The 11,635-nt window shown below is 33.8% G+C and carries 13 protein-coding genes; 7 read left to right on the top strand and 6 right to left on the bottom strand.

What is annotated here, in order from left to right; all coding sequences use genetic code 11:
* A partial coding sequence (locus tag ABX784_RS12650; protein WP_372655414.1) for a carbon-nitrogen hydrolase family protein occupies positions 1-1,449 on the top strand: 1,449 nt, incomplete at its 5' end.
* Here the strand turns inward: ABX784_RS12650 and ABX784_RS12645 are convergent.
* Together ABX784_RS12645 and ABX784_RS12640 are read right to left on the bottom strand one after the other, a co-directional pair.
* On the bottom strand, positions 1,446-1,802 hold the full coding sequence (locus ABX784_RS12645; RefSeq protein WP_372655413.1) for a hypothetical protein: 357 nt from the start codon (positions 1,800-1,802) through the stop codon (positions 1,446-1,448). The genes ABX784_RS12650 and ABX784_RS12645 overlap by 4 nt on opposite strands.
* Before the next feature lie 36 nt (positions 1,803-1,838).
* The gene (locus ABX784_RS12640; protein WP_372655412.1) at positions 1,839-2,330 is read right to left on the bottom strand and encodes an elongation factor P hydroxylase; all 492 of its coding nucleotides are present in this window, start codon (positions 2,328-2,330) and stop codon (positions 1,839-1,841) included.
* A gap of 53 nt (positions 2,331-2,383) precedes the next feature.
* On the opposite strand from ABX784_RS12640, the gene ABX784_RS12635 reads away from it, so the two are divergent.
* Entirely contained in the window at positions 2,384-3,178 is a 795-nt protein-coding gene (locus ABX784_RS12635) for an arylamine N-acetyltransferase (protein ID WP_372655415.1), read from the top strand.
* A 3-nt stretch (positions 3,179-3,181) separates the two neighbouring features.
* On the opposite strand, the gene ABX784_RS12630 is transcribed toward ABX784_RS12635, so the two are convergent.
* Entirely contained in the window at positions 3,182-3,556 is a 375-nt protein-coding gene (locus tag ABX784_RS12630; RefSeq protein WP_372655411.1) for a MerR family DNA-binding transcriptional regulator, read from the bottom strand.
* Positions 3,543-4,115, bottom strand: a complete 573-nt coding sequence (locus ABX784_RS12625) for an NAD(P)H-dependent oxidoreductase (protein WP_372655410.1) — start codon at positions 4,113-4,115, stop codon at positions 3,543-3,545. The genes ABX784_RS12630 and ABX784_RS12625 overlap by 14 nt, the downstream gene beginning before the upstream one ends.
* Before the next feature lie 186 nt (positions 4,116-4,301).
* Between ABX784_RS12625 and ABX784_RS12620 the strand changes: the two genes are divergently transcribed.
* Both ABX784_RS12620 and ABX784_RS12615 read left to right on the top strand, forming a co-directional pair.
* On the top strand, positions 4,302-5,096 hold the full coding sequence (locus tag ABX784_RS12620; RefSeq protein ID WP_372655409.1) for a TIGR02147 family protein: 795 nt from the start codon (positions 4,302-4,304) through the stop codon (positions 5,094-5,096).
* 46 nt (positions 5,097-5,142) lie between these two features.
* The gene (locus ABX784_RS12615; RefSeq protein ID WP_372655408.1) at positions 5,143-7,221 is read left to right on the top strand and encodes a hypothetical protein; all 2,079 of its coding nucleotides are present in this window, start codon (positions 5,143-5,145) and stop codon (positions 7,219-7,221) included.
* A gap of 58 nt (positions 7,222-7,279) precedes the next feature.
* On the opposite strand, the gene ABX784_RS12610 is transcribed toward ABX784_RS12615, so the two are convergent.
* Positions 7,280-7,789, bottom strand: a complete 510-nt coding sequence (locus ABX784_RS12610) for a lactoylglutathione lyase family protein (protein WP_372655407.1) — start codon at positions 7,787-7,789, stop codon at positions 7,280-7,282.
* 140 nt (positions 7,790-7,929) lie between these two features.
* Here ABX784_RS12610 and ABX784_RS12605 point away from each other — a divergent pair, with 140 nt between their 5' ends.
* The 3 genes from ABX784_RS12605 (at position 7,930) to ABX784_RS12595 (ending at position 10,218) form a co-directional block, all read left to right on the top strand.
* On the top strand, positions 7,930-8,823 hold the full coding sequence (locus ABX784_RS12605) for a LysR family transcriptional regulator (protein ID WP_372655406.1): 894 nt from the start codon (positions 7,930-7,932) through the stop codon (positions 8,821-8,823).
* Between the two features lie 127 nt (positions 8,824-8,950).
* Complete coding sequence (locus ABX784_RS12600) at positions 8,951-9,511, top strand: glutathione S-transferase N-terminal domain-containing protein (protein ID WP_372655405.1); 561 nt, start codon at positions 8,951-8,953, stop codon at positions 9,509-9,511.
* 23 nt (positions 9,512-9,534) lie between these two features.
* Positions 9,535-10,218 (top strand): hypothetical protein, encoded by a 684-nt coding sequence (locus ABX784_RS12595; protein WP_372655404.1) that lies wholly within the window; start codon positions 9,535-9,537, stop codon positions 10,216-10,218.
* Between the two features lie 27 nt (positions 10,219-10,245).
* On the opposite strand, the gene ABX784_RS12590 is transcribed toward ABX784_RS12595, so the two are convergent.
* Complete coding sequence (locus ABX784_RS12590; RefSeq protein WP_372655403.1) at positions 10,246-11,424, bottom strand: twitch domain-containing radical SAM protein; 1,179 nt, start codon at positions 11,422-11,424, stop codon at positions 10,246-10,248.
* Positions 11,425-11,635 lie beyond the last annotated feature (211 nt).

The following is an 11,635-nucleotide window of genomic DNA, read 5'->3' as shown; positions in this document are numbered from 1 at the left end:
GACCTCGAAGACTACTCAAAAGATGTAATCAGAGGCCAAATTACTAATTTCCCAGAGGGGCATTTCGTAGCGACTATGAATGACACCATTGTGGGCTACTGTTCAAGTATATTACTAGGTGAAAAGACTGTTCTAGCACCGCACTCATGGAAAAGTATAACCGGCGGGGGTTACGGGTCAACTCACGATGAAAATGGTGATTTCCTATATGGATATGAAATCTGTGTCGATCCAGATATTAGAGGCCATAGAATTGGACAACGTTTTTATAATGCACGTAAACGATTAGTTAAGTTTTATAGACTTAAAGGAATCGTATTTGCGGGTAGGGCACCTAATTTTAAGAAAAAAAGAAAGCAAGTCTCTTCTATAGAGGATTATATTGAGAAAGTTCAAAATAAAGAGATAAGAGACTCCTCTCTTGGTTTTCAACTTAGAAACGGATTTGAAGTAATTGGAGTCCTTAAAGACTATCTTCCATCTGATGAAGATTCTCTAGGTTACGGGGTTCATTTGATGTGGAAGAATCCTGAGTTTCAAGAAGTTCCAAAAAATGAAAAAGACCCAATAAAGCAAAATGTGGTCCGAGTTGTTTGCGTCCAATATCAGCAGAGAGGGATTAAGAGTTTTGAGGAATTTGAGAGCTTAGTTGAGTACTATGTGGATGTGACTGCTGATTATAGAGCTGATTTTGTACTATTTCCTGAGCTCTTCACGATGCAGCTCCTCTCTATTAAGAATGAGGAAATTGCAGCAAACGTAGCAATTGAACATATGACAAGTTATACAGAGCAAATTAAAGAGCTATTTCAAAGGCTTGCTGTAAAGTATAACGTAAACATAATTGCAGGTTCTCACCCAACTAAGGTTGAGGATAAAGTACGTAATATAAGCTACATCTGTCTTCGTGATGGACAAGTTCATGAGCAAGCAAAAATTCACCCAACACCAGATGAGAAATATTGGTGGAATATTGAAGGTGGAGAAGAAGTTAAGGTTATAGATACTGATTGTGGACCTATTGGTGTTCTGATTTGTTATGATTCTGAATTCCCTGAACTTTCGAGACACCTGGCCAATCAAGGTGTGAATATTCTCTTTGTTCCATTTTTAACAGATAATAGACAGGCCTACTGTAGAGTGAAGTACTGTTGCCAAGCTAGGGCCATTGAAAATCAAATGTATGTTGCCATGGCCGGAAATGTGGGGAATTTACCCCGAGTGAATAATGTTGATATTCAATATGCTCAGAGCTGTATCTTAACTCCATGTGATTTTCCATTTGCTCTTGATGGAGTGGCCGCAGACACGACTCCAAATGTTGAAATGGTCGCCATTGCAGACTTAAGATTAGATATTCTTAGAGAGGCAAGACAGTCTGGAGCTGTTAGAAATTTAAAAGACAGAAGACACGATCTGTATTCTGTCGTTTGGCATAATAAAGACTAGTGAGTTTCAATAAAAGATTCAATCTTGTCTAAAAATGGTGCGGGTACATCAGCTACATCACAATTCATTACGATGTAGCCCTCTCCCTTATGCTGGAACTTTGCAAAGTGAGGATCAAATCTAAGTTCTCCATCAGTAAATGTTCTAACATTGATTTCATTGCCATTTACATTATCTACTTGCATAGACTTAAACGTTAAAGACTCAGCTTCTTGAGTATGAGGATTAATTTTTATCCATGAATAAATCTTTGACTTATCTGTTTCATCTGCAAGATCAGTTCTCTTGATTTCTGTCAGGATAACGTTTTCATTCATAAAATAGTATAGGAGTTCAAAGTTTCTTTTTTTCATAAAGCTAGTCTAAGCTAAAAGTTAGAATAAATCTAATCAGCTATAGAACTGCTCTAAGGCATTGATAAAACGCTGGGCCCTGAGCGGGAATTTTGTTTGCTGGTAAATACTGAATTGCTTATTAATATTGTTAATAAAAGAGCTTGGATCGTAATTTTCTAGAGATAGGTTATCAACACTCGCCTTGAAGGGATAGCTACATGCTTCACTAAAAGCTTTTTCGATTGCTTGGGGTTTTACTTCTACTCTTTCAAACTCTAATTGTTTTTCGAGATCTCTTCCATCAGGAGAGTACCAAAATCCGTAGTCATCTAGCTTTCTACGTTCAGCCCCTGCTAGACTCCAATGAGCTATTTCATGTAGAGCTGATGCATAAAAATCTTCTCTACAATATAAGATATTTTTCTCAGCCGCTTTCTTTGCTGCGTAATAAAACGGCTCGTCAGCACCATACTCAAGAGAGATATTGTACTCCTCTCCAAATGTATTATGAAAAATTGCTTGTAGGTCTTTAATTTGATGTTTCATTGTGACTAATTTTATACTTTAACTGTACACTTGCTGTCTAACAATTCTCTACGATATTATGTCTACTAACGAGCAAAGGAATACGTATTAATACTTTATTATATTTAGAAAAACTTAATCTTATTAAAGAAGAACCTAGTATAGACTTTCTATGTAAACTTACTTCCTCTCATAATGAAAATATAAGTTTCAATAACTTATCCGTATATTACGGTGATAAAAAAGAAATTAATTTAGACTTAAATTACTTGTTGGATAAAGTGATTTTGAACAAAAAAGGGGGATATTGTTTTGAAAATAACAAACTATTCTTCTATCTGTTGAAGAATCTAGGGTTTAAGGTCCATCCTTTTCTTGGAAAGGTGGTTTATAACAAAGATTTAGATACCTCCAGAACACATAGAGCAACTCTTGTAGAAGTTAATAATCAAGAATATTTAGTTGATGTTGGTTTTGGTCCATATACTCCAAATATCCCAGTTCCTCTTGATGGTCGTAAGGTCATAGGTTGTGATATCCCTTATTTTATTTCAGAGAATGAAAATGTATTTGAGCTGAATACAATCAGAAATGAATCTAACTTTATATTCTATACATTTGATAAAGCTAAATACACAGAAGCTGATTTTCAAGTTGCTAACTACTTTTCATGTACACACAAGTCTGCCAAATTTGTAAATGAGTTGGTAATTTCAAGAAAGAGTGAGCAGAAGCTAGAGTTTATAGCAAATAATCGTTATACCTCTATAAAGAATGGAAGTAGAACTAATATTGATATAAATTCAATCAAAGACTTTAATTCTCTTTTAAAGAATTTCTATATAGATGAAGAGTTCAGTAGGCTTTAGATGTTAAAGGTAGTCAAGTAAAGAGCAGTCCTTGATGACACAACTTTCTAAGATGGTACTGATCTGCTTTTTGAGCAGTCGTAGTTCTTTTTGTTTTTTCGTAATTTCTATTATTTTCTCTTCTAGGAAAGGCTCGAATGATTTTGTCTTTCCCTTCCCTGTCTCCAGATATCTTAACAGAGGACGGATTTCCTTTAAGGTAAAACTAAAGCTTTTACACCTTAAAATAAATTTATAAATATGTAGGTCTTGATTAGAATACTTTCTATATCCATTTAAGTTTCTATCAGGTGATTTTGTTAATCCAATTTTCTCATAGTATCGAATAGTATCTACTGTTATATTTAGTAATTCAGAAAATTCTTTAATTTGATACATCTAGTCTCTCTAAAAAGTTAGCTCTATTGATCTTAGTACTAGTTTTTATATTTGGAAAATTAATCCAGCTCGATTTCTTAATACCTAGATCTTTAAATATTCCTCTTCTTAATATTTTATCTATAAAGTTACCCTTTATGAACTTTATGTACCAAGTAGGAGCTTGCGAAGTTGTAATAATAGTTACTTTCTTAATATTGATAAGTTGACCAACTAAGCCTGTTTTAGACTCTATATATGCAAATTTTTTCAACATAACTTTATCTACAAAACCTTTTATCATTGCCGGCATTGAGTACCACCATATTGGAAAAATTAAAATAAGGTCGTCAACCTCTTTTAATATATTTTGGTAACGGATGACATTTGCGTCTAGAGCCTGACCTTCTTTATAATTCTTTAGTTCATTTAATGATATAGCGGGGGAGAAGTTATCTTCATATAAGTCTATGACTCTTACTGTGTAACCTTTCTCATTAATCTTCTTTATTAGGCGATCTTTTATTGCATGGTTAAAGCTGCCCTTCCATGGATGGGCAATAATAATACATTTCTTCATGTTTTCTCCCTTAGGAGATACTTTAAGGCCTAGACTATAGCCCAAGGTCAAGAGTGAATTGCTAGTTGATCTGTACTTTCTTTTTTTTTGACTAAGTTATTGTTATTATAGTCATGTTGCTGTTTGGCAACACTTTGTTGCCAAAATTCTTTACGAAAATATAGTTTAAGGCTTTAATAGATTTCTATGGAAAGTATTCAAGAATCTAGTTATGGAAGAACTTGGCTAGAAAATTTATTCGCAGAGAAAATTAAGAGAAATCCAAATTACTCTTTAAGATCATTTGCAAAACAAGTAGGTGTGAGTCCATCGAATGTTTCTCGTATTTTATCTGGGAAGAGAAGTCTCACTTTTAAATTTGCATTAAAAATTGCAGATGCTTTATCCTTTAGTCCAGAGGAACGGGAACATCTCTTTGGGATATTTTCAAATACTGAGAAGACAAGTGATTCAGACTTAAAAATAAGAAAAACAAAAGATCTTTCAGTAGACTGCTTTAATGCTATGAGTGAATGGCACAATTACGGTCTAACTCAACTATTGTATATTGAAAATTTTAAAGAAGATCATAAATGGATTTCTAAAATACTTGGCATTACTGAATTACAAGTAAAATTAACAATTGAAAGGCTATTAAGGCTAGAGATTTTAGATAGGGATGATGATGGGGTTCTCTATAGAACATGTACTCATCTTTCGAGTTCAACAGACATTGCATCTGCAGGGCTTAGAAAATTTCAAAAACAAATTCTAGAAAAAGCAATCCATTCACTGGAAGAAGATCATTACCTAGAGAGAGATATTACTTCAATTACAATGGCAGTAAATGAAGAAAATATTCCAAAAGCAAAAGAAGAAATAAAAAAGTTCAGACTTAGAATGGCCGACTTATTAGAAGTTGGTAAGAAAACGAGAGTTTATAATTTAGGAGTACACTTAATCCCTTTAAGTGAGTCTATCAATGGAGAAAGAAATGTATAATAGGAAGAAAAGGATTTTCTTAATTTTATCAACAATACTATTTAGTATGTTAAATGTCTCAGCTCTTAGAGTAGGAGATGATGCTGGTAATGGTGGTTTTGCATATAAACAATCGATTAAGATATTAAAAATGGCATCAGATGAAGTCTTGGAGTTAGTGAGAACTTCTGATTACCATGAGCTAGTTAATTATCCTGAAAGAAGACAGATATTAGAAACAGCTCTTATCTACGATAATTTGATAAAGCTCCCAAATGAGTCTGGTTATAGAGGTAATAGATTACTGGCCATGGACTATATCGTAACACCACCCTCTGTGAAAATTTATAAGGCTTTCTATATGTCCTTTGCTGGAACCTTAGATCGAGACTTAAGAGCAGCTTCACTTGAAGTTCAAAAGAGACTACTTCATGAGGCTTCTCACATATGGGGATTTAATGAAACTCAATCAGAGAAGTTTTCAATAGACTTTCTTCAGTATGAAGGAAATCGTGATGATGATATTCCTGACAGAGATAATTTAATTATAAATCAAGATCAATGTATCTGTGAGAATGGTAAAAGTGTGGGGGGCAGTAACTGTCTAAACTTCTGTGAATCTAGAAACGATAAAGTTCCAACTCTTTATGGCTCAGTAGCAATTAGTGGTAGGGACTTATCAAATCCAGACTTAGGTAACTTAGAAGCATGGTGCCATAATGAAGTAAGTTACTCTCGTCATACAACACCAAATTGTTATATGAATACATGGGATGGAAATAGTAACAATAAGTTACCTATTCAATTCATAGGAGAAGATAGATTTGCAGTAAGTTTAAGTTCTTTAGAAAGAAGAAAAAGTTACGTATTTAAAATTGAATCAACAACAGGAGCTGTTTCAGATGCTTTTCAAGAGCGTATAAGTCAAAACAATAGAGATGTATCAGCTATTCGAATGTATGAAATTAATAAGTACTACTGCCTACTATTTTCCGGAATAATTGATGGATCTGATAGAGAGTTTCGAGAGGTAATAGAGAGTAACTTTTATTATAGTAGTAGAACGAGTCCTAGACCAGTTCCGGCTAATCAAAGTGACTTTACTGTTTGCCATGATCGCAATACATACGGAGATAGAGACAGCATTATGTTTCCAAGACTTGGAAATAGAGAAGGAGTTTTTACTGTTTGGTCAGCATTTGATCCTCTTCTCTTAGATCAAGATCAAGATGGAAAAGAAGATATTAACAAGCTTATTGAAAGTGAACTAGAAGATCGATATGGGCAGAGAGTATCTCTAAATCTCTTCTCAGACTTTAGATCAAATATAGACGTTAGTGGTGGAAATCGTTCTCTAGGAAAGATGTTAAAGCCTTTTATAGATACAAGAACAGGATTTAACTTTTGCCCTACATCTGAACATTATAATGGGAATAATCCACTATTTAATATCTTAAGTGATTACCTATCTGTAGATACTGAGCCACTGTTTTTAGCAGAGAGACAGAATATCATTTTTGATGACGGAACAGCCGCTTCAAAAGATTTCTTATATCTATCTTTAAGTGAAATTAAAGAAGTATGGTTCTACTATAATAATGGACAACACATAAAACCAAGCTTTGAAGATCGTTTTAATAAGACGTTATATTTCTATTGGCCTATGGATAAAAATAATCCTTATGTAAGAAAGAGTTATCAAAAAATATATACAGTAGTTAGAGATGATGATCAATTCGTTTCAACTGCCGATAAGAGTGTTGCTTGTATTCCTAAGCTAAATAGTAGTTCAAACGATTTTGGAAAACCTGTAGGGGAGAGTTGTAGCTCCGACTTACAGTGTAATACATCTTGCTGTAGTGAAACTTCAAATTCTTGCTCTGAACATATCCCAAGTCATGGAGTACTCTGTAGTAAGGAAGTTGGACAGAGCTGTATAACAAATGAATTCTGTAAAAAAGAGCCTGTGACTGTATGTAAGCTTAGAAGAACAGGGTTAGATCTTAATGGAAAAGTTACCTGTGCTATAAGATGCGAAACTCAGGAGGTCCATAATACATGTTCAAATTTCACGTGTATGCCATCTGAGAATCCGCCTATTCCTGATTTTGATCCAGAGAATCCTGACTGCTCAAATGCGATATAACTTAATTTTTAAATAATTCAATAAAAGGCCTTCTATATGTAGAAGGCCTTTTTTATGACTATCCGTTGTACGCACCACTAGAGTAGTGAAGCTCGTAACTGTGGCTGTAAATTTCTAGGATATTTCCAAATGGATCTTCCATATAAATCATTCTATATGGCTTTTCTCCAGGGTAGTAATAGCGAGGCTTTTCCATACGTCTCTTACCACCTGCCTTTTCAATCTTTTCTGCTAGCTCTTCTAGATTAGGGTCTTGAACACAGAAGTGAAAAATACCAGTTTTCCAATACTCAAAATTATCTTCTGGATTTTCTTGGTTTTTAAATTCAAAGAGTTCAACTCCAATTCTATCTCCGGTTGATAGGTGAGCAATTTTAAATTTCTCCCAATTTGGACCGAATACATCAGTACACATTAGGCCAATTGCCGAGTCATCTTCAGTAACTACAGAAGGCTCCATAATGACATACCAGCCAAGTACTTCAGTATAGAATTTAACAGCGGCCTCAACGTCTGGAACAGATATTCCAATATGAGAAAAGCTTCTAGGATAAGTTGATTCAGTCATTTTAACCTCGACTCTTAGTTAATATAGGATTTATTTCCTTTCTTATAAGTATAGAACCAATGGGTATAAACATAAAATTATCATTTTTTATTATAATGATAATAATATGTTATGATTGGCTGTGGATAATGTGAGGGAATATGTTAAATAATCAATGGTTAAGTACTTTTAAAACTCTCGTAGAGGTGGGGCACTTTACTCAAACTGCAGAGAAGCTCAATATGACTCAGCCTGGAGTAAGTCAGCATATAAAAAAGCTGGAGGATTCTTGCGGTAAGAGTCTTATTAAAAAAGTAGGTAAGGGCTTTGAGCTGACTGAAGAGGGAAGGCTTGTATATGAGTACTCAGTAAGTCTTTTTAAAGAAGAGAAGTCCTTAATGGAGAGCCTTAAATTTGATAACCCTTTCTTAGGTGATTGTTACTTGTCGTGTTCAGGCTCTTTAGCGCTAAAGTTATATTCTCCAATCCTTGATCTACAAAAAGTGCATTCTAAGCTTGTTGTTCATATAGAAGCAGCTCCAAATGGTAAGATCTTAAAAGATATTGAAAATGGAGTGATAGATATTGGAATTGTAACAGATAACCCAAGTCGAAATATTTTTGATTATAAGAAGATAGGTAGTGAACCTCTTTTTCTAATTCTTCCTAAACGTTATAAGGGAAGAAGTATTACGGCCGAGCTTTTAAAAGAGTGCGGTCTTGTAAATCACCCTGATGCAAAAATGTATCTCTCTCTATATTTAGAGCAAATTAATAATCCAGACTTGGATGGATTAGATTGTGAGTCTATCCCTATTGTTAGTTATGTGAATCAGCTGGCCCAGATTCCACTCTCTGTATCAAAAGGGATTGGGTTTACAATCTTACCTTGGTCTGCGATTGAGAGCTTTGGAAAGAGAAGTACCTACTTAGTAGATAGACCAGAAAAAATAATTGCAGAAGATTTATATTTAGTTCAAAAGAAGAATCGTTCATTACCCTCTAGGTATAAAATAATAGAGGACTATATAAGAGAGATTCTAAATAGAGTTTGATACTTTACCTAGGTTAATGACAATCGCCTGAAGTTAGACTTCTGTAGATTTGTTAATTTAATCTAAACAAATATGTAATTCGATGGAACAATATATAGGAAATAATAAATGAGCTAGGAGAAGAAAATTGAAACTAATTGGATCAACTACATCACCATACGTTAGAAAAGTTCGTCTTCTTTTAGAAGGACGAGATTATGAATTTGAGACTCTTCAAGCTCTATCTCCTGAGGGGACAGAAACTCTAAAATCATATGGTCCTTTACTTAGAGTTCCAATCTTGATTACGGAAGGAAAGAAGATTTTTGACTCAACTATTATCGCTGAATACTTACTAGGAAAAAAAGGTGTATCTCTTACATTAGATGAAAAACTTAATTTGAAACTTATAGATGAACTTTGTGATTCTTGTATTGAGTTATTTAAGCAAAAGGCCTGGAGTATTGATCCTGAGTGGAAAGATAAACGCTCTTTAAGGCTACTTGATCGACTATTTGCAACTCTTGATATTTTTGAAGGAAGTATTGATCAAATTAGTGAAATGGAAAGAGATTGGCTATACTGTACTCTTGATTGGTTAACTTTCAGAGACATCATGGACTGGCAGTCGCGTTATACAAAGTTAGAGTCCTTCTATCTTAGGAGTCATAAGTTAAAGAAATATGAAAGTACAAAAATTCCTAGATAGTCGCTGTAGACTTTTGTATTGATATGGATTCAGTAAGAGAAGAGATTATCGATTACAAACTTGGTAGAGAATGCTTTCTTTGGAGTTTCCTATGGCTTGGAACATATTTTATTTCAGAGGCTTTTTTAAAACCAAATCATATTGATTATTTTAATAATTGGCATTTCTTCTCTCTATTATTTATTCTCTCACCAATTCTTTCTACAGGGTTATTAAGTCAGATCGATAACGTGAGGAGAGCTTTCTTAGAAGATCGAAAAATTGCATATGTACTAGCTTTGTTTGTAGTATTCATAGCGCTAGGATTATCTATAAATTATTACTTTCCTGTAGCAGAGACAAAAAATAATTACTTTTCTGAGATAAAGTTTCTATATCCTTATTTAGTTTTTCAAACATCCTTCACGAAAGGAGTAGATGTTTTATTTCAACAAATTATGATTTTAAATTTGATATTGATCTTAAAAGAAAAAATTAAATCTGAGGTTAAAGTAATTGCTACTTTTGGCGTGATTTTCTTTCTAATACATCTACCTCTCGTTATAGCAATGTCTTATACTGCATTCTTGTTTATTATTCCTTCTTCAATTGCGGGATTTATTTTTTCAAACTTCATTTTAAAATTTAGATATGGGTTAGTATATTCTATTGCAACTCATTTCTGTTTCTATCTTCTTATTGCTATAGGCTTACGGTATATATTCTAACGTAAGAAGATATTATTTATTATTTCTCTATGTGAAGAAAGGTTTTAATTCAGGGATAACTTCTTTTATATCTTCATTTCTTATTTTATCTAATTGAGTAGTAATGCTTAAAAATGTTTTAAAGTGCTCGTCATTTGACTCGATTGAAACCTGTTGAATTATTCCGTTAAGTTGCGTGAGTAAGCTTGTTAAGCAATCAAAATCAAACTTTGTTAAGAGTTCTTTCGAGTAGTTTCTGATTTGTTTTTTTACTATTTCTTTTTCTCGAGCTGGGAGGTTGGAGATACAGAGATACTCAGGAAGTGTTAAGGTATTAATCCTTATATCTGAAGGGGTTAGAATGTTATTATCTAAGAAATAGGCGAAAAGGTCTGGGATGTGGAATATATTCAATATTGATATTGTTGGAAATATCTTCATTTTTATTGAAGGATATAGCTCTTGTATTTCTTCGATAAGGCGCTTGGTTTCAATCCATTTCATACCTTTTCGAGAGTAGTCACCAACTTCCTCTATTCCATCAATACTCAAATCTAGATAGACATTTTTAAATGAACTCAGAATTTTTAAACCATCTTTATCGTTCAGCTTTACCTTTGTTATATTTGTATTGATTAATATCTCAACATTGGACTGATTGTTCTCTAGTAGTTTCTCTAGGACTCTGTAGAATTTTGGAGACAAGAAAGGCTCTCCTCCTGCAAAGTAGAGAACTTCGAGTGTTTGGGGAATTGTATTTATAAAGTCTTCAAAACTGGACTCATCTTTGAAAGATTGGATTACTCCTGCTGGAATATTATCTCCCATTTGAAGTGAGTCCTTATACCAGGACGTACTAAGCTCTGGTCCACAGGTACGACATTTGAGGTTGCAGATATTGTCGAGTCTTAGCGATAAGTATTTTAGAGACGGCTTTGAGGTAGAGTCGATGCTCGGAAATTTTCTAATAGATGATTCTCTAAGGCTTATTTGCCCTAGAGTTTCTTGATCAACGCATATTGAGCATTCTTTTGGGATTTCTCTATTTGAGAATTTCTCTCTCATTGTTTCATTAGAAGTAGAGTTTAATATTTCCTCAAAGCTATTGTTGTTGATATTTCCTAGCTCTTTATGGAAAGAAGTATTACAGCAGCTGTAAACTTTCCCTCCTGGTTCCAGTGATAGATGAACCCAAGGTAGTGGGCAGAAGAATGATTGTTTTTTCATGTAGGCTCAACAGCTTAAGGAGTATCTTATTATAATAAATTGTATCATGGCTTCATGCCAAGTCTTAGTTGAAGTTCATCTTAGTATTCAAAAGTCGTAAGGGAGGTCCAAGCTCTGTTATATCTACTTTTTCTGTCGATATTGAAGGTGTTAGACGTGTTTTTAGTAGCTTAAGATGTCTTTAATGTCGAGAAGAGGCACTTTAGCTTAT

Source organism: Halobacteriovorax sp., from assembly GCF_041587335.1.
In the GTDB taxonomy this organism is placed as follows: domain Bacteria; phylum Bdellovibrionota; class Bacteriovoracia; order Bacteriovoracales; family Bacteriovoracaceae; genus Halobacteriovorax.
Note: the sequence above shows the minus strand (reverse complement) of the source record. Positions and strands in the feature narration are given on the sequence as shown.